The 26,894-nt window shown below is 37.9% G+C and carries 24 protein-coding genes; 20 read left to right on the top strand and 4 right to left on the bottom strand.

What is annotated here, in order from left to right; all coding sequences use genetic code 11:
• The first annotated feature begins 7 nt into the window (after positions 1-7).
• The 9 genes from secA (at position 8) to U860_RS0108590 (ending at position 11,710) form a co-directional block, all read left to right on the top strand.
• On the top strand, positions 8-2,515 hold the full coding sequence (gene secA / locus U860_RS0108545) for a preprotein translocase subunit SecA (RefSeq protein ID WP_025148193.1): 2,508 nt from the start codon (positions 8-10) through the stop codon (positions 2,513-2,515).
• A gap of 128 nt (positions 2,516-2,643) precedes the next feature.
• Positions 2,644-3,742 (top strand): peptide chain release factor 2 gene (gene prfB, locus U860_RS0108555; protein ID WP_115610299.1). Its coding sequence is split into 2 segments (ribosomal slippage): positions 2,644-2,715 and positions 2,717-3,742, totalling 1,098 coding nucleotides; the frame shifts between segments, so codons are not numbered across the junction.
• Positions 3,743-4,173: 431 nt separating this feature from the next.
• Positions 4,174-4,497 carry a cytochrome c551 gene (gene cccB, locus U860_RS0108560; protein ID WP_025148195.1) on the top strand — a complete coding sequence of 108 codons (324 nt, stop codon included), beginning with the start codon at positions 4,174-4,176 and terminating at the stop codon, positions 4,495-4,497.
• Between the two features lie 474 nt (positions 4,498-4,971).
• Complete coding sequence (ftsE, locus tag U860_RS0108565) at positions 4,972-5,658, top strand: cell division ATP-binding protein FtsE (RefSeq protein WP_033795390.1); 687 nt, start codon at positions 4,972-4,974, stop codon at positions 5,656-5,658.
• Positions 5,648-6,541, top strand: coding sequence for a permease-like cell division protein FtsX (gene ftsX / locus U860_RS0108570; protein ID WP_025148197.1), 894 nt, complete (start codon positions 5,648-5,650; stop codon positions 6,539-6,541). The genes ftsE and ftsX overlap by 11 nt, the downstream gene beginning before the upstream one ends.
• A gap of 70 nt (positions 6,542-6,611) precedes the next feature.
• The gene (locus U860_RS0108575) at positions 6,612-8,096 is read left to right on the top strand and encodes a S41 family peptidase (RefSeq protein ID WP_025148198.1); all 1,485 of its coding nucleotides are present in this window, start codon (positions 6,612-6,614) and stop codon (positions 8,094-8,096) included.
• 108 nt (positions 8,097-8,204) lie between these two features.
• Positions 8,205-9,389, top strand: coding sequence for a PDZ domain-containing protein (locus U860_RS0108580; protein ID WP_025148199.1), 1,185 nt, complete (start codon positions 8,205-8,207; stop codon positions 9,387-9,389).
• 228 nt (positions 9,390-9,617) lie between these two features.
• The gene (locus U860_RS0108585) at positions 9,618-11,333 is read left to right on the top strand and encodes an ABC transporter ATP-binding protein (protein WP_025148200.1); all 1,716 of its coding nucleotides are present in this window, start codon (positions 9,618-9,620) and stop codon (positions 11,331-11,333) included.
• Positions 11,334-11,398: 65 nt separating this feature from the next.
• Positions 11,399-11,710 carry a heavy metal-binding domain-containing protein gene (locus tag U860_RS0108590; RefSeq protein WP_002068307.1) on the top strand — a complete coding sequence of 104 codons (312 nt, stop codon included), beginning with the start codon at positions 11,399-11,401 and terminating at the stop codon, positions 11,708-11,710.
• A gap of 145 nt (positions 11,711-11,855) precedes the next feature.
• On the opposite strand, the gene abc-f is transcribed toward U860_RS0108590, so the two are convergent.
• From abc-f to U860_RS0108610, 4 genes are all read right to left on the bottom strand, one after another.
• A complete protein-coding gene (abc-f, locus tag U860_RS0108595; RefSeq protein ID WP_025148201.1) occupies positions 11,856-13,490 on the bottom strand; it encodes a ribosomal protection-like ABC-F family protein in 1,635 nt (544 codons plus the stop codon).
• Positions 13,491-13,761: 271 nt separating this feature from the next.
• Entirely contained in the window at positions 13,762-14,307 is a 546-nt protein-coding gene (locus U860_RS0108600; protein ID WP_025148202.1) for a flavodoxin family protein, read from the bottom strand.
• A 4-nt stretch (positions 14,308-14,311) separates the two neighbouring features.
• Entirely contained in the window at positions 14,312-14,680 is a 369-nt protein-coding gene (locus U860_RS0108605) for a MerR family transcriptional regulator (protein WP_025148203.1), read from the bottom strand.
• Between the two features lie 51 nt (positions 14,681-14,731).
• On the bottom strand, positions 14,732-15,625 hold the full coding sequence (locus U860_RS0108610) for a LysR family transcriptional regulator (RefSeq protein WP_025148204.1): 894 nt from the start codon (positions 15,623-15,625) through the stop codon (positions 14,732-14,734).
• A 152-nt stretch (positions 15,626-15,777) separates the two neighbouring features.
• Here U860_RS0108610 and U860_RS0108615 point away from each other — a divergent pair, with 152 nt between their 5' ends.
• The 11 genes from U860_RS0108615 to lgt all read left to right on the top strand — a co-directional run bounded on the left by U860_RS0108615 (position 15,778) and on the right by lgt (position 26,846).
• On the top strand, positions 15,778-16,800 hold the full coding sequence (locus tag U860_RS0108615; protein WP_025148205.1) for a YeiH family protein: 1,023 nt from the start codon (positions 15,778-15,780) through the stop codon (positions 16,798-16,800).
• Positions 16,801-16,922: 122 nt separating this feature from the next.
• Positions 16,923-17,120 carry a helix-turn-helix transcriptional regulator gene (locus U860_RS0108620; protein ID WP_000538361.1) on the top strand — a complete coding sequence of 66 codons (198 nt, stop codon included), beginning with the start codon at positions 16,923-16,925 and terminating at the stop codon, positions 17,118-17,120.
• Between the two features lie 11 nt (positions 17,121-17,131).
• Entirely contained in the window at positions 17,132-17,389 is a 258-nt protein-coding gene (locus tag U860_RS0108625; protein WP_025148206.1) for a hypothetical protein, read from the top strand.
• Positions 17,390-17,413: 24 nt separating this feature from the next.
• Positions 17,414-17,641, top strand: a complete 228-nt coding sequence (locus U860_RS0108630; protein ID WP_025148207.1) for a hypothetical protein — start codon at positions 17,414-17,416, stop codon at positions 17,639-17,641.
• 100 nt (positions 17,642-17,741) lie between these two features.
• Positions 17,742-18,503 (top strand): MerR family transcriptional regulator, encoded by a 762-nt coding sequence (locus U860_RS0108635; RefSeq protein ID WP_029952915.1) that lies wholly within the window; start codon positions 17,742-17,744, stop codon positions 18,501-18,503.
• The gene (locus U860_RS0108640; RefSeq protein ID WP_025148209.1) at positions 18,500-19,120 is read left to right on the top strand and encodes a hypothetical protein; all 621 of its coding nucleotides are present in this window, start codon (positions 18,500-18,502) and stop codon (positions 19,118-19,120) included. The genes U860_RS0108635 and U860_RS0108640 overlap by 4 nt, the downstream gene beginning before the upstream one ends.
• A 333-nt stretch (positions 19,121-19,453) precedes the next feature.
• Positions 19,454-21,430: an excinuclease ABC subunit B gene (gene uvrB / locus U860_RS0108645; RefSeq protein WP_025148210.1), complete on the top strand. Its 1,977-nt coding sequence runs from the start codon at positions 19,454-19,456 to the stop codon at positions 21,428-21,430.
• Between the two features lie 5 nt (positions 21,431-21,435).
• On the top strand, positions 21,436-24,309 hold the full coding sequence (gene uvrA / locus U860_RS0108650) for an excinuclease ABC subunit UvrA (protein ID WP_029952916.1): 2,874 nt from the start codon (positions 21,436-21,438) through the stop codon (positions 24,307-24,309).
• A 233-nt stretch (positions 24,310-24,542) separates the two neighbouring features.
• The gene (locus U860_RS0108655; protein ID WP_025148212.1) at positions 24,543-24,923 is read left to right on the top strand and encodes a phage holin family protein; all 381 of its coding nucleotides are present in this window, start codon (positions 24,543-24,545) and stop codon (positions 24,921-24,923) included.
• Between the two features lie 156 nt (positions 24,924-25,079).
• Positions 25,080-26,009 carry an HPr(Ser) kinase/phosphatase gene (gene hprK, locus U860_RS0108660; protein ID WP_033795391.1) on the top strand — a complete coding sequence of 310 codons (930 nt, stop codon included), beginning with the start codon at positions 25,080-25,082 and terminating at the stop codon, positions 26,007-26,009.
• Between the two features lie 24 nt (positions 26,010-26,033).
• On the top strand, positions 26,034-26,846 hold the full coding sequence (gene lgt, locus U860_RS0108665) for a prolipoprotein diacylglyceryl transferase (protein WP_025148214.1): 813 nt from the start codon (positions 26,034-26,036) through the stop codon (positions 26,844-26,846).
• The last annotated feature ends 48 nt before the right edge of the window (positions 26,847-26,894 follow it).

The following is a 26,894-nucleotide window of genomic DNA, read 5'->3' on the forward strand; positions in this document are numbered from 1 at the left end:
ATTTCCTATGATCGGTATTTTAAAAAAGGTGTTTGATGTCAACCAACGCCAAATTAAACGTATGCAGAAGACAGTGGAGAAAATTGATGCATTAGAATCATCTATTAAGCCACTAACTGATGAGCAATTAAAAGGGAAGACGCTTGAATTTAAAGAACGTCTAACAAAAGGTGAGACAGTAGATGATCTACTTCCTGAAGCTTTTGCAGTTGTTCGTGAAGCCGCAACTCGTGTTCTTGGAATGCGTCCATATGGTGTGCAGCTAATGGGCGGTATTGCCTTACATGAAGGGAATATCTCTGAGATGAAAACGGGTGAAGGTAAAACGTTAACGTCTACTTTACCTGTATATTTAAATGCTTTAACAGGAAAAGGTGTTCACGTTGTTACAGTCAATGAATACTTAGCACAACGTGATGCGAGTGAAATGGGACAGCTTCATGAGTTCCTTGGTTTAACAGTAGGAATTAACTTAAACAGTATGTCACGTGAAGAGAAGCAAGCTGCTTATGCTGCTGATATTACGTATAGCACAAATAATGAGCTTGGATTCGATTACTTACGTGACAATATGGTGTTATATAGAGAGCAGTGCGTTCAGCGTCCGCTTCATTTTGCTATCATCGATGAAGTCGATTCTATTTTAGTCGATGAAGCACGTACGCCGCTTATTATTTCTGGACAAGCTCAAAAGTCAACAGAGCTATACATGTTTGCAAATGCATTCGTTCGTACATTAGAAAATGAAAAAGAGTATTCATTTGATGTGAAAACGAAAAATGTAATGTTAACAGAAGATGGTATTACGAAAGCTGAGAAAGCTTTCCATATTGATAACTTATTCGATTTAAAACATGTCGCACTTCTTCACCATATTAATCAGGGGCTTCGTGCACACGTTGTTATGCATCGTGATACAGATTATGTTGTACAAGAGGGCGAAATCGTAATTGTAGACCAATTCACTGGTCGTCTTATGAAAGGTCGTCGTTATAGCGAAGGTTTACACCAAGCTATTGAAGCAAAAGAAGGCGTAGAAATTCAAAATGAAAGTATGACGCTTGCAACAATTACGTTCCAAAACTACTTCCGTATGTACGAAAAGTTATCTGGTATGACTGGTACAGCGAAAACGGAAGAAGAAGAATTCCGTAGTATTTACAATATGAATGTTATCGTAATTCCAACGAATAAAGATATTATTCGTGATGACCGTGCTGATTTAATTTTCAAATCAATGGAAGGCAAATTCAATGCAGTTGTTGAGGATATTGTAAATCGTCACAAACAAGGACAACCTATTCTTGTTGGTACAGTTGCAATTGAAACGTCAGAGCTTATTTCAAAAATGTTAACACGTAAAGGTGTACGTCATAACATCTTAAACGCAAAAAACCATGCGCGTGAAGCAGATATCATTGCAGAAGCTGGTAGTAAAGGCGCTGTAACAATTGCGACGAATATGGCTGGTCGTGGTACGGATATTAAGTTAGGCGACGATATTAAAAACGTTGGTCTAGCAGTTATCGGTACAGAGCGTCACGAAAGCCGTCGTATTGATAATCAGTTACGTGGTCGTGCTGGTCGTCAAGGGGACCCTGGTGTAACACAGTTCTATTTATCAATGGAAGATGAACTAATGCGCCGCTTCGGTTCTGACAATATGAAAGCGATGATGGATCGTCTTGGTATGGATGATTCACAGCCAATCGAAAGTAAAATGGTTTCTCGTGCTGTAGAATCTGCACAAAAACGTGTAGAAGGAAATAACTATGATGCACGTAAACAATTGCTACAATACGACGATGTACTTCGTCAACAACGTGAGGTAATTTACAAGCAGCGTCAAGAAGTAATGGATTCAGAGAACTTACGCAGCATTATTGAAGGTATGATGAAATCTACGATAGAACGTGCTGTTGCACTTCATACGCAAGAAGAAATCGAGGAAGATTGGAACATTAAAGGTCTTGTCGATTACTTAAATACAAACCTTCTTGAAGAAGGAGATGTAAAAGAAGAAAAATTACGTCGCCTTGCTCCAGAAGAAATGAGCGAATTAATCATCGCGAAATTATTAGAGCGTTATAACGAAAGAGAAAAACTTCTCCCTGAAGAGCAGACGCGTGAATTCGAAAAAGTTGTTGTATTCCGTGTTGTAGATACGAAATGGACTGATCATATCGATGCAATGGATCAACTTCGTGAAGGTATTCATTTACGTGCTTATGGACAAATCGATCCACTTCGTGAATACCAAATGGAAGGATTCGCAATGTTCGAATCGATGATTGCTTCTATTGAAGAGGAAATTTCTCGCTACATCATGAAGGCTGAAATTGAGCAAAACCTAGAGCGCCAAGAAGTTGTTCAAGGTGAAGCTATTCATCCATCAAGCGATGGCGAAGAGGCGAAGAAAAAACCGGTTGTAAAAGGTGATCAAGTAGGCCGTAATGATTTATGTAAGTGCGGTAGTGGCAAGAAATATAAAAACTGCTGTGGTATTGGGAAGTAATATGAAACTGTAGCTTAGACTGCTTTGCAAATTATAGTAAAAAGGGATTAAACTCTCTCCGTAATAAGCGGAGAGAGTTTCCCTTGTTTTCATATGAAAGTAACAGCAATTACATAGAGGTGAAGGAAATGGAATTAGTAGAAATTAGACAAGAATTAGAGAAAATGGCTAAGAGATTAGCGGCTTTTAGGGGGTCTCTTTGACCTTCCTACTAAGGAGAAACAAATTGCAGAATTAGAAGAAACGATGATGGGCGCAGGATTTTGGGATGACCAACAAGGCGCACAAACTGTAATCAACGAGGCTAATGCGTTAAAAGACATGGTTGGAAAGTTCCGTCAGTTAGATGAGACGTTCGAAAACTTAGAAGTAACGCATGAATTACTTAAAGAAGAGTACGATGAAGATTTACATGAGGAACTAGAATCTGAAGTGAAAACTTTAATTCAAGAAATGAATGAGTATGAGCTTCAGTTATTACTAAGCGATCCTTATGATAAAAATAACGCCATTTTAGAATTACACCCAGGTGCAGGTGGAACAGAGTCACAGGACTGGGGTTCTATGTTATTACGTATGTACACGCGCTGGGCTGAAAAACGTGGATTTAAAGTAGAAACTGTTGACTACTTACCGGGCGATGAAGCTGGTATTAAGAGTGTTACACTATTAATTAAAGGGCATAATGCTTACGGTTACCTGAAAGCAGAGAAAGGTGTACATCGTCTTGTACGTATTTCACCGTTCGACTCTTCAGGGCGTCGTCATACATCATTCGTATCTTGTGAAGTTGTACCTGAGTTTAATGATGAAGTTGAAATTGAAGTGCGTACAGAAGATTTAAAAATAGATACGTACCGTGCGAGTGGTGCAGGTGGACAGCACATTAATACGACAGATTCAGCAGTTCGTATTACACATACACCGACAAATACGGTTGTAACATGTCAGTCAGAGCGTTCTCAAATTAAAAACCGTGAGCACGCAATGAAAATGTTGAAAGCGAAGTTATATCAAAAGAAACTAGAAGAGCAACAAGCACAATTAGATGAAATCCGCGGGGAGCAAAAAGAAATCGGATGGGGTAGCCAAATCCGTTCTTACGTATTCCACCCGTATTCTCTTGTAAAAGACCACCGTACAAATACAGAGGTGGGTAACGTACAAGCAGTTATGGATGGAGAAATTGATCCATTTATTGATGCTTATTTACGTTCTCGCATTTAATAAGAGAAAAAGCCAACAGAATTGTTGGCACATGCTGAGGTAAAAGAGGATATAAAGAGGTTTATCTTATTTATATTGATGAAATAAAGAGGAAGAGAAGTTGGAAACGACAACTTCTCTTTTTGATGAGATTATATGTAGCATATAATGCCGTATATTGTTTTGTAAAAAGTAGAAAATAGTAAAACAGAGCGGTAATGGAGTAGGACTTTATATGGGATTTCTCTGATTTTGTTTGGAGAAAGAGGTTCTTTATAGAACTTTCTAAGGTGTTCACAGAATTGAAACAATTTGTGAAAGCTTTATTTTATTAGGCCTCTCACTATATTTGTGAAAAATATGAAATATACCTTAGTTTTTCTATATAAAGATAATGCTTATAATGAATAATGAGTGTGTATGAAGAATATCAACAATGGGGAGCGATAGAAGTGAAAAAGAAATTGTTGGCTATTGCGTTAGGGACATCAGTCGTTTTTGCTTTAGGAGCATGTGGAAATAAAGAAGAGACTAAGTCTTCAAATCAATCTGCAAGTACAGATAGTGCAGAACAAATTTTCCAAAAAAGTTGTGCAGGTTGTCACGCGAAAGATTTATCAGGAGCAACTGGACCTGATTTAAGAAAAGTAGGCGGTAAGTATGAAGCTGCAGATATCGAAGAAATTATTAAAAAAGGTCGCGGCGCAATGTCACCTGGACTTATTCAAGGTGAGGACGCAAAAAAAGTAGCTGAATGGTTAGCTGAACATAAATAAAAAAGGTGAAATAGACGAGTTGATTATAGGATCTTACCTAAAAACGATATAGGTTAAGAACTATGTCAGCTCGTTTCCCTTTATCCCGCATTAACGGGCAGTAAGACTCCCACCTCAAAATTCAGCTGTAAAGCAAAGGAGTTAGGTGGGAGATCAACTGCCCGTAAACGCCCGATTGGTTCAACTAATAATCAGTGGGGGATGAACAAAACCCCCACTAATTAAAGTTCCACTTTATCAGGATGTAACATAACTGTAACAAAAATGTATCCGAACTGGAAACCGATTGATGTTACAATGAGGTTTGTAGAATTTTGATGAAATATATTACATAGAGCAGCGTTGCTAATAAAAGGCATGTAAGAAAGCTGCCTTCAACAAGAATGGTAAACAGAGAATAAAAGTTTTTATTTTATTTTCAAATGCACAGAAAAGTATTTCGAAAAAAAATCATTAAGTATTGGGTGATAAATAATGATAAAAATGACGAATGTTTATAAGGAGTATCCGAATGGTATGAAAGCCATTGCTGGTCTCACAGTTAACATTAAACAAGGTGAATTCGTATACGTAGTTGGACCGAGTGGAGCCGGAAAATCTACATTTATTAAAATGATGTATCGTGAAGAGAAACCATCTACAGGATCAATTAATGTAAATGGACTTGTAATTGAAACATTAGCAGAAAGAGATGTTCCATATTTCCGTCGTCAATTAGGCGTGATTTTCCAAGATTTTAAATTGCTACCTAAATTAACGGTATATGAGAATGTTGCGTTTGCTTTAGAAGTAATTGAAGAAGAACCAGATGCGATTCGTGAACGTGTTACAGAAGTGTTAGGTCTTGTAGGTCTAGATGATCGTGCAGATGCACTTCCAAGTGAACTTTCAGGCGGAGAGCAACAACGTGTGGCGATTGCAAGAGCGATTGTAAATAGACCAAAGGTTGTAATTGCCGATGAGCCAACAGGTAACTTAGATATTGAAACGGCTCTTGATATTATGAAGATTTTCACACGCATTAATGAGCGTGGTACAACGATTGTTATGGCGACACATAACGCAGATATCGTAAATACAATTCGTCATCGTGTAATTGCAATTGAAGGCGGAAAAATTGTTCGAGACGAGATTGAGGGAGGATACGGATATGAAGACTAATACCCTTAGTCGACATTTGCGAGAAGGTGTAAAAAATCTATCCCGTAACGGATGGATGACATTTGCTTCTGTAAGTGCAGTAACAGTTACATTATTACTTGTAGGTGTCTTTTTAACAGCGATTATGAATATGAACCATTTTGCGACGAAAGTAGAGCAAGATGTAGAAATTCGTGTGCATATTGATCCAGCGGCAAAAGAAGCTGATCAAAAGAAATTAGAAGAAGATATGGGTAAGATTTCGAAAGTAGATTCTATTAAATATTCTTCTAAAGAAGAAGAGTTGAAACGTTTAATTAAAAGCTTAGGCGATAGTGGGAAAACGTTCGAGTTATTTGAGCAAGATAACCCATTGAAAGACGTATTTGTTGTAAAGGCGAAAGAACCAACAGATACGGCAACAATTGCGAAAAAGATTGAGAAAATGCAGTTTGTAAGTAATGTTCAATACGGTAAAGGTCAAGTTGAAAAATTATTTGATACTGTAAAAACTGGTCGTAACATCGGGATCCTGTTAATTGCTGGTCTTCTATTCACAGCGATGTTCTTAATCTCTAACACAATTAAAATTACAATTTATGCTCGTAGTACTGAGATTGAAATTATGAAACTTGTTGGTGCAACAAACTGGTTTATTCGTTGGCCGTTCTTGTTAGAGGGATTATTCCTAGGAATATTAGGATCAATTATTCCAATTGGCGTAATTTTAGTTATATATAATTCACTACAAGGTGTGTTTAATGAAAAACTTGGCGGAACAATTTTTGAGCTTCTACCATACAACCCATTCGTATTCCAATTAGCTGGTTTATTAGTGTTAATCGGTGCATTAATCGGTATGTGGGGAAGTGTAATGTCAATTCGTCGCTTCTTAAAAGTATAAAAAGTTGCAAACATAATTCGTACAAGCTTATCATATAGTAGAAATAGGTAAAGGCATCACACATCGTGTGATGCCTTTTGCTACACCACCTGTGTGTTCTGGAAAGGGGAATTCCGCATTGAAACGTAGAGTTGCAATTATTGGAATGGTTGTTGCATTTTTAATTGGTGCTGGCGGTATGTTTGGCGGTATGTACTTGTTTGGGATAAACCCAGCGTATGTAACGCAAACAGTATCGAATGGCAATGCTGGCACAGCGCAAGGGAATTTGGCAAAGATTAATGAGGCGTATGCACTAATTGATTCACGTTATGTGGAAGACGTGAAAGACGACAAGTTAGTCGAAGGTGCAATACAAGGAATGTTGTCTACGCTGAAGGACCCTTATTCCACGTATATGGATAAAGAAACGGCAAAACAGTTTAGTCAGTCACTGGATCCTGAACTTGAAGGGATTGGAGCTGAAGTGAACAAAACGGACGGTAAGCTTATTATCGTATCGCCAATTAAAGGTTCACCAGCAGAAAAGGTAGGAATTAAACCGAATGACCAAATTTTATCTGTAGATGGAAATAGTGTGAAAGACTTATCACGAGAAGAAGCAGTATTAAAAATTCGTGGTAAAAAAGGAACGACTGTTGCAATTGAAATTAAGCGTGCAGGAGTGGCTGATCCGATAGAATTTAAAATTAAGCGTGAAAAGATTCCGATTTTCACTGTATTTAGTTCTGTAAAGCAAGAGAGCGGAAAAGATATCGGTTATATGCAAATTACTTCTTTCGCTGAAAATACTGCGAAAGAATTTAAGGATCAGTTAAAAGAGTTAGAGAAGAAAAATATAAAAGGCTTAGTTATTGACGTGCGTGGTAATCCTGGCGGTTATTTAAATAGCGTAGAAGATATACTAGGGGAAATCATGACGAATAAAAAGCCAATGCTACAAGTAGAAGAGCGAAATGGTCAGAAGAAGAAATTCTCTACGGAACTCAAAGAGAGAAAGCCTTATCCAATTTCGGTATTGATTGATAATGGAAGTGCTTCTGCTTCAGAGATTTTAGCGGGTGCGCTGAAAGAGGGAGAAGGCTACGATTTAATTGGTGAAAAAACGTTTGGTAAAGGTACTGTCCAGCAAGCTGTTCCATTTAAAGATGGCAGTAACATTAAATTAACGATGTTTAAATGGTTAACACCAGACGGCAATTGGATTCATAAAAAAGGAATTGCGCCAACTGTAGAAGTGAAGCAACCAGATTATTATCATGCGACACCAATTCAAATTGAAAAGACACTTTCATACAATTCAAATGATGTGCAAGTAAAACACGCGCAAGAAATGCTTAAGAGCTTAGGATATGTACCAGGCCGTGAAGATGGATACTTTAGTAAAGAGACAGAATCAGCACTGAAAGCATTCCAAAATGCGAATGAGATGGAAGCGACAGGACAACTTGATAAAAAGACAGCTGAAGCGATTCAAACTAAAATTATTGAAAAAATCCGTTCTGGAGAAAATGATTTACAATTACAAACAGCATTGAAATTAATAGTGAAATAAGAAATACAGGCACTTTGGTGCCTGTATTTTTTTATGTGTTAAACACACGTTTCTTTAGTTATGATAAGATAAAAAGAAAGAATGAGATAAATGGTGGTGAATGAATTCGTGGAGGCATGGCTTTTTGAAATACTACGAGCAGTTGGACGTTTTTTCTTACACCCTGCTGTCTATGTATTTTTAATTAGTAGTATCTTCGTTGGATACTTACGTATATTACGAGAACGAAAAGACTTTTCTTTTAAAGTATATGATATTTGGTTTGAACTGCGAACATCTCTGTTTGCAGGAGTTGGATACGGATTAATCGTATCTATTATTACGGTTGGGCTTGGGCTCGTTGTTTCAAAAGCGAGTATATGGATGATTTTAATTTGGACGCTAGTATTCGGATTAACTGCTATGTATCGATATTTATCTGCAGCTTATTCGTTTGGAATCGCGATTGCATTCGTTTTATTATCTTCTAAGATGCCAGTTTCCTTCTTACAGCTTGGAGAAGGTGAGGAGGGTACGATTGTATCACTTGCTATTTTACTAGGCGTTATGCTCGTTGTAGAGGGTTTATTAATCTCTAAAAATGCAGTACGTTATTCTACTCCGAAAATTAAAAAGGGTAAGCGTGGTTTAAGAATTGGATTACATGAATCAAAACGCTTGTGGCTTGTACCAGTATTTATTCTTATACCAGGAGACGCGGTGACAGATTTTATTTCTTGGTGGCCTGTCGTTTCAATTGGTTCGACTACATACTCTTTATTCCTCGTTCCGTTTTTAATTGGATTTATGAGAAAGATTAGAAGCTATGAGCCGACGGAAGCTTTATTATTTACAGGAAGACGTGTCTATGGATTAGCAGGAATCGTACTTGTTCTAGGTATCGCAAGTTACTGGTGGCACGTACTCGCAATTATCGCGATGGGAGTCGCAATGCTTGGACGCTTCACGATCTCGATGCAAGAGAAGATTACAGACGAGACAAGGCCAGCATACTTTGCCGCACGTAATGATGGACTTGTTGTGTTAGATACAATTCCGAATACAATTGGGGCAGAGATGAATTTAAAGCCTGGGGAAGTTATTACGAAAGTAAATGGAATCATTCCAAGAAGTACCGAAGAGTTTTATGATGCGCTTCAAACGAAGACGACAGGAGCGTTTTGTAAATTAGAAGTAGTAGATACAAATGGTGAGCTTCGTCTTGCTCAAACGGCATTATACGCCGGGGGCCATCATGAATTAGGTGTTGTATTTGTTCAGCAAGAGCACGATTGGGATTCGGAAGTGATATGATAGAAATGAGGGTGTCACCTAGTCAAAAGTTTTGACTAGGTGACACCTTTTTTATTTTAGGAACAGCGCGATAGTAAATGAAATTTATATCATTAATTATTCGAATGTATCGATTTCAAAATAAAAACTGTGGCCTCTATTTTAGTTTCATAGACGGATAACTTGAATAATTATTTGATAATGGTTATCATTTAGGGAGTCTTTTAATTTGGAAAAGGGAGGAAAGATATGCTGCGTAAATTTTTTTCTTATTATAAACCGTACAAAGGTTTATTCGTACTTGATTTTTCCTGTGCAGTTATCGCAGGTTTACTCGAACTTGGGTTTCCGCTTATCGTAAACCAATTTATTGATAAGCTATTACCAGGACAAAACTGGACACTTATTTTATGGGCTTGTTTCGGTTTACTCGCAGTTTATATTTTAAATGCAGGTTTGCAATATGTCGTTACATACTGGGGACATATGCTTGGTGTTAATATTGAAACGGATATGAGGCAGAAATTATTTGATCACATTCAAAAGCTATCATTCAGATTTTTTGATAATAATAAAACAGGTCATTTAATTTCACGCCTTACAAACGATTTAATGGAAATTGGGGAAATTGCTCACCACGGACCAGAAGATTTATTCATTGCCATTATGACTTTAGTCGGAGCATTTTCATTTATGATGATGATTAACTGGAAGTTAGCACTATTAACATTCTTCGTTATTCCATTCTTATTATGGTTGGCACTTTACTTCAATAAAAAAATGACAGGTACGTTTAGACGTTTATTCTCAGACGTTGCTGATTTCAATGCGTGCATTGAGAACAATGTTGGTGGTATCCGCGTTGTACAAGCATTCGGAAATGAAAAATTTGAGAAAGAGCAATTTGCTGTAAATAATGCTCGTTTCCGTACAACAAAATTAATGGCGTATAAAATTATGGCGTTAAACTCATCTATTAGTTATATGCTGATGCGTCTCGTAACGCTCTTTGTATTAATATGTGGTACATGGTTTGTATTGCAAGGTGAATTAACGTACGGTGGATTTATTGGATTCGTTTTGTTAACGAATATTTTCTTCCGACCAATTGAAAAAATTAATGCGGTTATTGAAAGTTATCCGAAAGGAATCGCTGGTTTTAAACGATATGTAGAACTTTTGGAAACAGAGCCTGATATTGTAGATTCTAAAGATGCAATCGAAGTAAAGCATGTACACGGCGATCTTCAATATAACAACATTACGTTCGGATATGAAAATAAAGAACCGATTTTAAAAGATATTAGCTTGAAAATACATGCAGGTGAAACAGTTGCTTTCGTTGGGCCATCAGGGGCAGGAAAAACAACGTTATGTAGTTTATTACCGCGTTTTTACGAACAATCATCTGGATCGATTCAAATTGATGGAATTGATACGAAAGAGATGACGTTATCGTCACTTCGTAAGCAAATTGGAATTGTACAGCAAGATGTTTTCTTATTCTCTGGAACAATTCGTGAAAATATCGCTTACGGAAACTTAAAAGCTTCAGAAGCTGAAATTTGGCAAGCTGTAAAGCGTGCTCAGTTAGAAGATTTGATTTACTCGCAGCCAGAAGGTTTAGATACAGTTATTGGTGAGCGTGGCGTGAAACTTTCAGGGGGGCAAAAGCAGCGCTTAGCGATTGCTCGTATGTTCTTGAAAAACCCACCAATTTTAATATTAGATGAAGCAACTTCTGCGCTAGATACAGAGACGGAACTTGCTATTCAAAAATCACTTGCAGAACTATCTGTTGGCCGTACAACGTTAGTTATCGCCCATAGACTTGCAACTATTAAAAATGCAGATCGCATCGTCGTTGTAAATAAAGATGGTATTGCAGAACAAGGTTCACATGATGAATTAATCGAGCAAGGTGGAGGGTATAGCCGATTATATGAAGCTCAGTTTAGTTCGTAAATATAATTTCTGCTGAATTAGCACACCATAAGTAAGTGGAAACCTTATATGGGAGGCTATAAAGCATGATTGTAACAACAACTTCTACAATTCAAGGGAAAGAAATTATTGAGTATATCGATATCGTCAATGGAGAAGCAATCATGGGTGCGAATATCGTTCGTGATCTTTTCGCTTCTGTCCGCGACGTTGTCGGTGGTCGCGCAGGTGCTTACGAAAGTAAATTGAAAGAAGCGCGCGACATTGCAATGGAAGAGATGAAAACTCTCGCAAGACAAAAAAATGCGAATGCCATTGTCGGTATCGACGTGGACTACGAAGTAGTTCGCGAAGGGATGCTAATGGTTGCGGTGAGTGGAACTGCTGTCCGTATATAAAGTGAAAAGCCGTGCTGATGCACGGCTTTTTGTTATTAGTGATGCTGTTATCGTGTCTAACATTATAGATAGGTCGATATTCTATGTCGAAGCCTTGATATTTCTTGGGAAATGCGGAAGGTCCTGTCGATATATAGGGAAGACATTAGAGAGCTTCTTTACACTTTCGAATTTGAACTAATAATTTTTCGTATTCTTGTTCGAGAATTGTGATGTCATCGTGATGATCAGGTATGGAAATCCGGCTGATGATTTCTGTTAATTTTGTTTGTAATCGTAATAATTCTTGTTCAGTAACGTTTACAGAAGCTTGAGTTGTTCTTTTTGTGTATTGCTCGTAATTGCCGTGGAAGATTCTTGGTTCGTTTTCATCTACTTGTAGAATATGGTCTGCAACAGAACGAATAAAGGCACGGTCATGGCTAATGAAAAGTATAGTGCCAGGATACTCTTGTAACATACTTTCTAATTCTTCTTGCGTTGTTAAATCTAAATAGTTTGTCGGTTCATCGAGCAGAAGCATATTATAGTTTCCTAAAAATACTTTTGCGAGTGCAACCTTCATTCGTTCACCACCACTTAAGACGTGCACAGGTTTATGAACATCTTCACGGCGGAAAAGAAGGCGAGCAAGTATTGTCCGAACGAACGATTCCGTATAGTTTGTTTCTTCTAGAACATTTTCTAAAATTGTTTTATCTGTGCTTAAAATAGATAATGTTTGTTCGAAGTATCCAATTTTACAACTCTTCGAAAGCTGGATACCACGCTCGTTTTCGAGAAGCATTTTGAACAAAGTTGTTTTTCCACTTCCGTTTGCCCCTAAAATAGCAAGCTTTGCGCCGGGAGCGATAGTTCCGCTCATATTTTGGAATAGTGTGCGATCCCCTATTTTCTTTGTTGCTTTATTAAACTGTACAACCGCTTTACTATGAATTGGTGTATGGTATTGTACGTCAAACCGGGCTTGAGAAAAATCTTTCGGCTTTTCCTTCTGTTCTAATTTTTCGAGACGTGTTTCTAATGCCTTCGCTGCTTTGCTAACATTTTCTTGGCCATGAGCCCCACTTAATTTATAAAGTTTAGATTCAGATGAACTGAACCGTGTTGGGACTTTTGTCATGCTAGAAGCGCGTTGCTTTCTTTGTAAAATTGATTGTTCTAAACGATTTTTTTCTTGTACATATTGCTCGTATTCTGCTTGTTTTTGTATTCGTTCACGTTCTTTTTGTTTTCGATAGTTTGAATAATTCCCTTTATATTCTTGAATAGTACCGTCTTCAACTTCGATGATTTTGGTACATATGGTATCTAGGAAATCGCGATCATGCGATATTAAAACAAGTGCACCTTTATAAGAGGAAAGTGCCTTTTCTAATTGCTCTGTACCGAACATATCTAAGTGGCTTGTTGGTTCATCAGCAAATAGAATGCCTGCATCCTGTTCGAGAGCATGGGCAATCTTTAGGCGCATTCGTTCACCACCGCTCATTGAATCTGCAACGTTTGAAATACTCCATTTTCCTTTTGCGAGAGAAGAAGCAGTTTCAGGTAGTTCCTCGCTAAGCTGAGGGATAATGGCGATAGAACTATGATGAGTTACTGTACCTTTGTCAGCTTCTATTTCTTTACTTAATATTTGTAATAACGTAGATTTTCCCGCTCCGTTGACTCCGACAATTCCTATGCGATCGTTTGCTTGAATTTCTAATGATGGTAATGTAAATATGGTGCGATCGCCAAAGCTCTTTTCAATATTTCGTGCGAATAAAATAGTCATAAAAAAACCTCCCTAGTTTCACTAGAGAGGATAAACGTCGCCCTTGAATGTAAAAATCGTACATAAATAAGCAATGCACATATTTTTACATGATCGTTTCGAAAGAAAGTATCGACAAATGGACAGACTAATCCCCTGCTAGTTTTCATCATTTTTGTTCACTATTTGTGATGGATGAAATAAATAAGAGAATTAGAACTTCATTGGTCAAAGTACCTTCCTTTCATAAGATTATTTTTATTGTATGCGCATACAAATCGATTTGTCAAACTTATTTCTGTTTGCTATTTTTGAATTTATTATTATACAGTTGTGCTTTTGCGAGTGCTTCAGCATCATTTTGGATTTCGTTTAATCCGTTCGCATCACCAATAACATACCCTTCAAATGAAGAACCAACAAAATCAAAGATATATTGGAACTGGGCGATAAGTGGCAATGCCTTCAGTTTCGGATTATCTCCACCAACGATGACAACGTACATTTTTTTGCCTTTCATTTTTTCTTTGAAAGGAAGGGATTTATCGCGTAGACTTTGAGACCAGCGATCGACGAAGTTCTTCATATGACCGCTCATTCCATACCAGTATAGCGGCGTTGCAAAGATGATTGTATCGTGTTCTAGCATGCGCTCAATTAACTGTTGGTAATCGTCATTTACAGGTTGGAATCCTTCCGCATCATGGCGTTGATCTGTAATAGGATGAACGGTATGGTCGCGCAAATAAATTTGCTCCGCTTCGGTCCCGTCAATCATCATATGTGTTAAGGCTTCCGTATTTCCGTTTTCTCTTGAACTACCGTGTATAACAAACATGTCATCATTCCTTTTCTTTTGCTTGTTTTAAGAGTGAAACGTGTTTTTGCAAGTTGGCTTGAATACTAGAGAGCAATTCGATTTGTTTCGTAACTTCACATAGCTTATCTTCGTAAAGTGTGAGAATGCTACTGCATGGATTTTCGTATAAATGTGGCTCGATTTCAAGGCAGCGTAGCATTCGTGCTGTTTCTTCTAAATTTAGGCCAAGCTGTAAGTACATTTGAATAATTGCTACCTTTTCGATGGCACTTTTATCAAAATCACGATAACCATTTTCGAGGCGGTTTGAAGGGAGCAATCCCTTTTCTTCGTAATGTCTTAGTGAACGTTCGCTAACCCCAGTTTCTTTTGATAACTCCCCAATTCGCACTGTATTTCACTCCTTTTACATGTATTGTAAACCTTCACACTAATGTGAAGGTCAACTCTGTTTTTTTGCAAAAGAATCTACATGATTTAAAAAGACTTGAATGGCTTTAGAAGGGATGAAATATTTGCCGCGTACGATGGAGAACGGGCGGATTAGCTTTTCGTTAGGTACGGGGACGTGGAATAGTTCTTTTGCTAATAATTCTTTCCGCACGGTCCAATCCGAAAGTATAGCGATGCCAAGCCCAGCAGCGACGGCTTCCTTCACGCTTTGTATACTGCTGAATGTAAAGAAGCGCTTCATTTTTAAGTGATGTTGGTGTATAAAGCGATCGCTATAGGCGCGTGTGCCAGAACCGCTCTCCCTTAATACCCAGACTTGATCTTGGAGAGTATTTTCATTTATTTCTTCGGTATGGAGCAATGGATGGTTTGGCGGGACGACAAGCTTCATCTCATCTTGCATAAAGGTTTCAACATCTACGTCGGCGTATACGACTTGGCCTTCCACTAAGCCGATATCAATTTGATTAGAGCGAATGCTTTGCAAAACTTCTTCTGTATTGGAGATGAATGTATGAACTTCGACGTGCGAGTTTTCATTAGCATAGCGCGCTAATATTTTTGGAAGTAAGTATTCGCCAATTGTAAAACTAGCGCCAATCCGCAGCGTTCCCGTTACGACGTTGTGCAATTCATTAATTTCTTGTTTCGCATCTTCATAAAGTGAGAGCATTTGCTTTGCGTGTATGTATAAAATATTTCCTGCCTCTGTAACTTGGACGTGCTTTGGGGAGCGCTGAATAAGTGTAGTTCCAAACTCATTTTCTAAGTTGCGAATGTGCATACTAACACCAGGTTGTGAAAGATTTAATAGCTCTGCAGCGCGCGAGAAATGCTTTTGTTCAACAACGGTCACAAAAATCTTTAAAATGTCGACGTTCATCGGATGTGCTCCTTTATTTTTGCTTTCATTTTATCATAAGTTTTTTTGATGATTGAGATTTAATATTGATATTAAACTTATCATTAAAACTCTCTTATAATGTAACTAGAAAGAACATGCATGTTCCAATACGATTATTGGGGTGGTACAAAGTGGAACAAACACTTGTTATACAAAAAAAGAAGCGTCTTGGTTTTTCGCAAGGGGTTGGGATTACGTTATTAATCGCCATTGCTGCGAAATATTTAGCGGAGCTTCCATTTTTAAATATTATGGGACAATTAGTAATCGCTATTCTAATCGGGATGGTTTGGCGAGCGGCGATTGGAATCCCTTACGAAGCGATAGCGGGAACGAACTTTGCGAGTAAGAAGTTGCTTCGCTTCGGAATCATCTTACTTGGAATGCGATTGAATCTTGTAGATATTGCGAAGGCGGGGCCGAAAGTATTGGTCATCGCTGCGGTTGTTATTACATTTACAATTTTCGTTGTCTATGGACTAACGAAAGTATTTAAAGTAGAAAAGAAATTAGGAATTTTAACAGCATGCGGGACGGCAATTTGTGGCGCGGCTGCGGTCGTGGCAATTGCACCGCAAGTGAAAGCGAAAGATGAGGAAACAGCAGTTGGGGCAGCGATTATTGCTATTTTAGGTACGATATTTACACTTATATATACGCTATTATATCCAGTGCTTGGCTTTTCTCCGTATGGTTACGGCGTATTCTCAGGTGCGACACTACATGAAATCGCTCATGTTATCGCGGCCGCGGCTCCAGGAGGAAGTACGGCAGTTGATATTGCTGTTATCGTAAAATTAACACGCGTTGCAATGCTTGTACCAGTAGCGATATTAATTGGATTATGGTTTGGTAAGAGCGAGGGAAGCAAAGAAAAAGGATCGTGGCGCGATCTTCCGATTCCTTGGTTCATCTTCGGATTTTTAGCAATGAGTGCGGTGCATTCGCTTGGGATTATCCCAGAAGTTGTTGCCGGATATATTGTAGTAATTGCGTACATGCTTATCGCAATGGCGATGGCAGGGCTCGGTTTAAATGTAGAGTTTAAAACGTTCCGCAAATTAGGAAGTAGAGCATTTGTGGCAGGGCTGATTGGCTCGGTTTGTCTTTCGGTACTTGGATACGTTCTTGTATATGCGTTAGGATTTATGTAGTAGCAAAGAGGCATCTTATAGATGTCTCTTTTTTTACCTTTTTTTGTAAAGATATCTTTACTTGAAATTGGAAAATATTTATAATAAAAGTAAAGATATCTTTACTTTTGAAGGTGGAGCCTATGGGTGTGAAAAATAAAATTAAGGAATTAAGAAAGCAAAATCATATAACACAAGTTGAAATGGCGAAGGCGATGCAAGTGACACGGCAGACAATTGTGGCGATTGAGAACCATCACTATAACCCAAGCCTAGAGTTATCCCTAAAAATCGCCAAATATTTTGAGATGAAGGTGGAGGAAATATTTACGCTGGAGTAAGGAGAGAGAAAATGCAAGATGAGTTTGAGAGATTTCAATCGGATAAAGCGTTTAAATATGTAGGGTTATTTTTCGCAATTAGTTTAGCTGTATGGAGTTTGTATAATTTAATTGTTTACGGAAGCGCTGGAACACCGTTCATTCTATTTGTTGTTGGACAGTTTGTATATTACGGTGTGAATTATTGGCCAAAGTGGAAATTTAGAAATAAGCAAGAGGCTGATAATGAGTATGGCATCAACGAGTGTGTTAGCAACAAAGACCAGTAAATAGATAGATAAAGGGGAAGCGGAATGGGATTACCGATATTATGTGTCGCTACGGCTATATTTGCTTTGTTTTGGGGAATACAAAATTTCTCTCGTAATCCAGTGCCAAGTGTATGTATTATGATTGGTACTGTAGGCTTATCGTACTATTTATTAAATTCAGTACATTATCATAAAACGGCAACGAGTGTTGTTATTGGAGTGATTATATTATCGTGTGGGTGCGCTATACAAAAGGTGTTATTTCCATAAAAGCTGTTTATACAAAAAGTATAAACAGCTTTTTGTATTTTTTTTACAAATCACTTGAAAGTTACGTTACGTCATCTTTTATAATGAAAGAGAAGAGGTGATGGCAGTGATTTCGATTCAAGAACTTACGAAGGAAACAGGGGTTACGGTAAGAGCGTTACGCTATTATGATCAAATCGATTTATTAAAGCCGAGTGGGAAAACGGATGGAGGACACCGGTTATATAGCGAGAGAGATGTCATTCGTTTGCAGCAAATTTTATTTTTAAAAGAAATGGGTTTTTCATTAAAAGAGATTACGAATATGTTAATAACAGGTGAGCTCAATTTAAAAGTATCGCTTGAAAAGCAACTTAAGTTTGTGCAAGAAGAACAGAAAAAGTTCAATCGAATGGAACATGTTTTACAGGCAGTTGTTTATTCAGTGGATGTGGAAGGGGAACTGGATTGGAAAGTTATGTTTGAACTCATTCAGCTTTCGAAACAGTCTCCTCGTATACGTGAAATGTTTCAAAATGAAGTTTTTTCCAAGCAAGAACAAAAGTTGCTTCATAATTTACCGAACATGAGTGAAGAAGACCCAAATGTTTTAGAATGGGTCGATTTATTAAAGCAATTACGTAACTTTATGAAAGACGGTAAGGAAGCATCTTGTGATGAAGTACAAGGGGCAACAAAGAAATTAATGCAAAAATGTTTAGAGATGGCAAATGGTGATGAAGCATTTTTAGATAAATTGTGGGAAGTAAGAAAGTCAAAAGAAGATTCGCAGAAAATGAGTATGTATCCAATTGAAGAAGAGCTTCTATTATATATGGATGAGGCTTTTCGTATATATGACGAAAGGGAGAAGGGTAAATGAGTATACTTGCAGAATATCGATGGTATTTTTTAATTGGTGCAGAGATTGTATTTTGGTTAGCAGCTATCGGCTTCTTTTTACTGAGATATGGATTTCGTTTGAAAAAGGCGAGCTTTATTATGGGGATTGTGCTGCTAGTCAATGAAGTATTTATTTTAACTTTAGGGGTAGTGGATTATTATCAAACAGGGAAGTTCTCTAATTTTCAGATCATTACGGTAGTCATTTTATTATATGCAGTTTTTTATGGAAAAAAAGATTTAAAGCAATTAGATATATTTGTACAAAAACTAGTTGCGAAATGGCGAAATGAACCGATGCCTATTATTGAAGAACAGATAGAATTGAAAGGTATGGCTTATGCGAAGCAGGAAATAAAAAATTGGGCTTTGCATCTTATTTTATTCGTTGCTGTTCATATGTTCTTTTTCTTTGTGTATGGGCTTATTCCATTTGAACAGTGGGGAAATTGGTTAGAGTCAGGAATCGTTTTAAATAAAGCAGCAAGTCGTGTGAGCCAAGTTTGGGCGGTTATATTTTTAGTTGATACAGTAATTTCATTTTCATATGTAATTTTTCCGAAAAAGGAGAAAGAAAAAGAGAAGCTACTTTCATAGAGGAAAGTAGCTTTTGTAAATTTAGTATAGGTTTCTTTTTAGGGTATACAAACAGTTTGTATAGGAGAGGATGACAATAGGAAAAAGAGTCGCGTGAAGTAGAGGGTGTTTATAGGTTAATAGATTGTACGAGTGAAAATGGACGCAATGGATATGACTTATTATATGTACCTATAAAATAAAATTGATAGAGGAAGGTAGTGTTTACTCCTTCCTTTTTCTATGTATAACTTGTCGAAAATTTTACCGAATATCTGTTCGTTTTTTTAGGTTTTTTATGGGTATTCGTGTTAAAATAATAATACAGATTTTTATGAGGAGGTCGGATTTTACTTGGAATATCAATTTGAAATTATCTCAGAGTATTCCCCACAAGGTGATCAGCCGGAAGCGATAGAGAAGCTTGTAGAGGGAATTAATAGTGGAAAGAAAAAGCAAGTGTTGCTTGGAGCGACAGGAACGGGTAAGACATTTACGATTTCAAATGTCATTAAAGAAGTGCAGAAGCCAACACTTGTAATGGCTCATAATAAAACGTTAGCTGGACAGTTATATAGTGAGTTGAAAGATTTTTTTCCTAACAATTCTGTTGAGTATTTTGTTAGTTATTACGATTATTATCAGCCAGAAGCGTATGTGCCGCAAACAGATACGTTTATTGAAAAAGATGCACAGATTAATGATGAAATCGATAAATTACGCCACTCGGCAACGTCTGCTTTATTTGAACGAGATGATGTTATTATCGTTGCGAGTGTGTCGTGCATATACGGTTTAGGTTCTCCGGAAGAATACCGCGAGTTAGTTGTTTCACTTCGAGTTGGTATGGAAAAGGACCGCAATCAATTGCTTCGTGAACTTGTTGATGTACAGTATGGACGTAATGATATTGATTTCAAGCGTGGTACATTCCGTGTGCGCGGAGATGTAGTTGAAATCTTCCCGGCATCACTTGATGAGCATTGTATTCGAATTGAATTTTTCGGTGATGAAATCGATCGTATTCGTGAAGTAAATGCATTAACAGGTGAAGTGTTAGCAGAACGTGATCATGTAGCAATCTTCCCAGCATCTCACTTCGTTACACGTGAAGAAAAAATGAAGGTCGCTATTGAAAATATTGAAAAAGAATTAGAAGAGCGTTTAAAAGAATTAAACGATAACGGTAAGTTGTTAGAAGCTCAGCGTATAGAGCAACGTACACGTTATGATTTAGAAATGATGCGCGAGATGGGCTTTTGTTCAGGGATTGAAAATTATTCCCGTCATTTAACACTTCGTCCAGCGGGTGCAACACCGTATACGTTATTAGACTATTTTCCAGAGGATTTCTTAATTGTTATGGATGAGTCGCACGTATCAGTGCCGCAAGTAAGAGCGATGTATAACGGGGACCAAGCGCGTAAGCAAGTGCTTGTGGATCATGGATTCCGTCTGCCATCAGCTTTAGATAATAGACCGCTCATGTTTGATGAGTTTGAAGAGAAAACGAATCAAGTTATTTACGTTTCGGCAACGCCAGGACCATACGAGTTAGAGCAGTCACCGGAGGTAATAGAACAAATTATTCGTCCAACAGGGCTTTTGGATCCACCAATTGATATACGACCAATTGAAGGGCAAATTGATGATTTATTAGGAGAGATTCAAGATCGCATTGCAAAAAATGAACGTGTATTAATTACGACTTTAACGAAAAAAATGTCAGAGGATTTAACGGATTACTTAAAAGATGTAGGGATTAAAGTGAACTATCTTCACTCTGAAGTTAAAACGTTAGAACGTATTGAAATCATTCGTGACCTTCGTCTTGGTAAGTTTGATGTACTTGTCGGTATTAACTTATTACGAGAAGGATTAGATATTCCAGAAGTATCACTTGTAGCTATTTTAGATGCTGATAAGGAAGGATTCTTGCGTTCAGAGCGTTCGTTAATTCAAACGATTGGTCGTGCAGCACGTAATGAAAACGGTCAAGTTATTATGTACGCAGATCGCATAACAAGATCAATGGGAATTGCGATTGAAGAAACGCAGCGTCGGCGCCAGTTGCAAGAAGCTTACAATAAAGAGCATGGTATTACACCGAAGACGATTCAAAAAGGAGTACGTGACGTTATTCGTGCGACAACAGCAGCTGAGGATACGGAAACATATGAAGCAGCACCAGCTAAGAAGATGACGAAAAAAGAACGTGAAAAGACAATTGCGAAGATGGAAGCAGAGATGAAAGAAGCAGCAAAAGCGTTAGACTTCGAGCGTGCAGCTGAATTAAGAGACTTACTATTAGAATTAAAAGCGGAAGGGTGACAAGAGTGAGTAAAGATTTTATTGTTGTAAAAGGTGCTAGAGCGCATAATTTAAAAAATATTGACGTAACCATTCCGAGAAATCAGCTTGTTGTTGTGACGGGATTGTCTGGTTCGGGGAAATCATCGTTAGCATTCGATACGATTTATGCAGAAGGACAGCGCAGATATGTGGAATCTTTATCTGCGTACGCACGTCAGTTTTTAGGACAAATGGATAAGCCGGATGTTGATATGATTGAAGGCTTATCTCCAGCGATTTCAATTGATCAAAAAACGACGAGTCGTAATCCTCGTTCAACGGTTGGAACGGTAACGGAGATTTATGATTATTTACGTTTATTATTCGCGCGAATTGGTACGCCGATTTGTCCGAATCATGGAATTGAAATTACATCACAAACAGTGGAACAGGTGGTAGACCGTGTTCTTGAATATCCTGAACGTACGAAGTTGCAAGTGCTAGCGCCTATCGTGTCAGGGCGTAAAGGTGCACACGTGAAAGTACTAGAAGATATTAAGAAGCAAGGTTATGTTCGTGTGCGCGTGGATGGAGAGATGCTGGATGTATCTGAAGAGATTACGTTAGATAAAAATAAGAAGCATTCAATTGAAGTTGTTATTGACCGTATTGTTGTGAAAGAAGGAATTGCAAGCCGACTTGCAGATTCACTCGAAAGTGCTTTAAAGCTTGGCGGAGGCCGAGTTTTAATCGATGTAATGGGAGGAGAAGAAGAACTTCTATTTAGTGAACATCATGCTTGTCCGCATTGTGGTTTTTCAATCGGGGAATTAGAGCCACGTATGTTCTCCTTTAATAGCCCATTTGGTGCATGCCCTTCTTGTGATGGACTAGGTTCAAAGCTAGAGGTAGATTTAGAACTTGTTATTCCGAACTGGGATTTATCATTACATGAACATGCGATTGCTCCTTGGGAACCGACAAGTTCGCAATATTACCCGCAATTATTAAAATCTGTGTGCAATCATTACGGCATCGATATGGATATGCCGGTGAAAGATATACCGAAAGATTTATTTGATAAAGTGTTGTACGGAAGCGGTGAAGAGAAGGTTTATTTCCGTTATGTGAATGAATTTGGTCAAGTAAAGGAAAATGAGATTTTATTTGAAGGTGTTATTCCAAATATCGAGCGTCGTTATCGTGAGACGAGTTCTGATTATATTCGCGAACAAATGGAAAAGTATATGGCAGAGCAAGCTTGTCCGAAGTGTAAAGGCGGACGCTTAAAGCCTGAGAGTTTAGCTGTTTTCGTTGGTGATAAAACGATTGCCGATGTAACGAAATATTCCGTCCAAGAAGTACAGGACTTCTTTTCAAATGTTGAATTAACCGAGAAACAACAAAAAATTGCTCATTTAATTTTGAGAGAAATTCAGGAGCGCGTTGGGTTCTTAGTGAACGTTGGTTTAGAATATTTAACGTTAAGTCGTGCCGCAGGAACTTTATCAGGTGGTGAAGCGCAGCGTATCCGTTTAGCGACGCAAATCGGTTCTCGTCTTACGGGCGTACTTTACATTCTTGATGAGCCTTCTATCGGTTTGCATCAGCGCGATAATGATCGTCTTATTCGCACGTTGCAGGAAATGCGTGATTTAGGAAATACGTTAATCGTTGTTGAGCATGATGAAGATACGATGATGGCCGCCGATTATTTGCTTGATATCGGACCTGGTGCAGGTATTCATGGGGGGCAAGTTGTATCAGCGGGTACACCAGCTGAAGTTATGCAAGATGAGAATTCATTAACAGGGAAATATTTAAGCGGTAAAGAGTTTATTCCAGTACCACTTGAACGACGTAAAGGTGATGGACGTAAAGTGGAGATTGTCGGTGCGAAAGAAAATAACTTAAAGAACGCGAAAATGTCATTCCCTCTAGGTACATTTGTCGCAGTAACAGGCGTATCTGGTTCTGGAAAAAGTACGATGATTAATGAAGTACTATACAAATCGTTAGCTCAAAAGCTATATAAAGCGAAAGCGAAGCCAGGGGCTCATAAAGAAATTAAAGGTCTTGAGCAGTTAGATAAAGTCATTGATATTGATCAATCACCAATCGGGCGTACACCACGTTCCAACCCAGCAACATATACAGGCGTATTCGATGATATTCGTGATGTGTTTGCGCAAACGAATGAAGCGAAAGTGCGTGGATATCAAAAAGGACGTTTCAGCTTTAACGTAAAAGGTGGCCGTTGTGAAGCGTGCCGTGGGGATGGAATTATTAAAATCGAAATGCACTTCTTACCAGATGTGTATGTTCCGTGTGAAGTTTGTCACGGTAAACGTTACAATCGTGAAACGTTAGAAGTGAAATATAAAGATAAGAACATTTCTGAAGTGTTAGAGATGACGATTGAAGATGGGGTAGAATTCTTTGCTAATATCCCAAAAATTAAGCGTAAACTTCAAACACTTGTAGATGTAGGGCTTGGTTATATGAAATTAGGACAACCAGCTACGACATTATCAGGTGGTGAGGCACAGCGTGTGAAATTAGCTTCTGAATTACATCGTCGTTCTACAGGGCGTACGTTATACATTTTAGATGAGCCAACGACTGGCTTACATGCACATGATATTGCACGTCTTCTGGAAGTGTTGCAGCGTCTTGTTGAAAGCGGCGAGACAGTACTTGTAATCGAGCATAATTTAGATGTTATTAAAACAGCTGATTATATCGTTGATCTTGGGCCAGAAGGTGGAGACAAAGGCGGACAAATCGTTGCTTCCGGAACGCCAGAGCAAGTGGTGAAAGAAGAACGCTCGTATACAGGTAAGTATTTAAAAGAGATTTTAGATCGTGATAAAACAAGGATGAAAGAGAAAATAAAAGAAGTAGAGTTATCACAATAAGTTTGTTAGTGAAAACCGAGTGAAAATGACACTCGGTTTTTATTTCATAGGAGAAGAAAATGGAATTTATAGAGGTTCTGCGAAAGAAAAACACTAAGGGAAATTGATAAGATTGTTAGTAGGTATACAAGTATAAAAAATAGAATAAGCTGTTATAAGTGTTTGTACGATACTTGCGTTTATTATCTATTAGCGTATGATGAAATATATATGTTAAAAGGATGTGTAAGGAAATGAGATGGATTGTATCACTTCTTGTAAATAGCGTTGTGTTAATCGCTGTATCCGGACTTTTAAAAGGGGTTGCACCAGACGCATTTTACGTAGCAAATATACAAACTGCAATTATTGCGAGTATTATATTGGCGATTTTAAATGTGTTCGTAAAGCCGTTTTTAATTTTAATTACGCTACCAATTACTGTTGTAACTTTCGGCTTCTTCTTAATTGTTATTAATGCGATTACGTTAAAAATAGCAGATTCATTATTAGGGGATGCTTTTAATATATCCGGATTTGGTGTAGCGATTGTCGCGGCAATTTGTATTTCGATTTTTAATATGATAATTGAAAAAGCAATTGTTGAACCATTATATGAAAAAAAGAGAAAATGACAAAAAGAAAAACATTTCATCATTCGTATGAAATGTTTTTTTCTATTTATTAGAAAGCGTGTTTCTTGTTTTAAGAAAAAAATGGTACAATATCCGTTAGAATGGAATTTCACATCAAATGAGACTGAACCCGCAGCGGAGTGGAGGTTTATACATATGCCGAAAGTAAGGACAAAAGATTTAATGGAACAATTTCAATTGGAGTTAGTAAGTGGTGAAGAAGGAATTCATCGTCCGATTGATACGAGTGATTTATCACGACCTGGAATTGAAATGGCAGGATTTTTTACATATTATCCAGCTGATCGCGTGCAGCTTCTTGGAAAAACGGAGCTTACGTTCTTTGATACGTTAACGACAGAGCAAAAACAAGAGAGAATGAAAGTGCTTTGTACTGAGGAGACACCTTGTATTATTGTAACTCGTAATCAAGAAGTGCCGAATGAGTTATTACAAGCATCACGTGAATCAGGCGTGCCTTTATTACGTTCTTCTCAAACGACGACGAGATTATCAAGTCGTTTAACAAACTATTTAGAAGGTAAGCTAGCACCAACAACTGCTGTTCATGGTGTGTTAGTAGATATTTATGGCGTTGGTGTTTTAATTACAGGTCAAAGTGGTGTCGGGAAAAGTGAGACAGCGCTTGAGCTTGTAAAGCGTGGCCACCGTCTAGTTGCGGATGATAGTGTAGAAATTCGTCAAGAAGATGAAGACACATTAGTAGGAAGCTCACCTGATTTAATTGAGCACTTATTAGAAATTCGTGGTCTAGGTATCATTAACGTAATGACGTTATTCGGTGCAGGGGCGGTACGAAATTATAAGCGTATTACACTTGTTATTAATCTTGAAATTTGGGATCAAAAGAAAAATTATGATCGCTTAGGTCTTGATGAAGAGAAGATGAAGATTATTGATACAGAACTTACGAAGATTACACTTCCAGTTCGTCCTGGTCGAAACTTGGCTGTTATTATTGAAGTAGCAGCGATGAACTTCAGATTAAAACGTATGGGAGTCAATGCGGCACAACAGTTCTCTGAACGATTAATGAGTGCGATTGAGTTAGGAAATCAAGAGTAAACTCTGGAGAGGGAGGTCATACATATGCTGTTAGGTTCTGTACCACAGCTTGACCGTGTAGCAATCCAACTTGGACCGTTCCCTGTTTATTGGTATGGGGTTATTATCGGTACAGGCGTACTATTAGGTCTTTGGCTAGCGACTCGCGAGGGAGAAAGGCTAGGTATTCCAAAAGATACATTTATTGATCTTGTATTAATCGCAGTACCAATCGCCATCCTTTTTGCGAGAATGTACTATGTTATTTTTGAATGGGAATATTACTCTCAAAACCCGAGTCAAATTATTAATATTCGTCAAGGTGGTTTGGCGATTCATGGTGGTTTAATCGGGGCTGTTATTACAGGAATTCTTTTTGCGAAGAAACGCGGACTTTCGTTTTGGAAGTTAGCGGATATTGCTGCACCGAGTATTTTACTAGGACAAGCAATTGGCCGATGGGGAAACTTTATGAACCAAGAGGCACACGGTGGTGAAGTGACGAGACAGTTTTTAGAAGGGCTTCATTTACCACAGTTTATTATTAATCAAATGTATATCGATGGTGTGTATTATCACCCGACGTTTTTATATGAATCATTATGGAACTTTGCAGGTGTTATTTTACTGCTTGCATTACGAAAAGTGAATTTACGCCGCGGTGAGTTGTTCTTTACATACTTGATTTGGTATTCAATTGGGCGCTTCTTCGTAGAAGGTTTACGTACAGATAGTTTAATGTTAGGACCACTTCGTATTGCACAAGTAATGTCAATTGGGATTGTTGTTCTTTCTATCATTTTCATTATTGTGAGACGAAAAATGGGGCAATCTGATAAAAGATATTTAGAAAATTAGAGAAAAGTAGCATCTAATATAAGATGCTGCTTCTTTCATATTCGGGCA

It is taken from the genome of Bacillus sp. H1a (assembly GCF_000633475.1).
GTDB lineage: Bacteria > Bacillota > Bacilli > Bacillales > Bacillaceae_G > Bacillus_A > Bacillus_A paramycoides.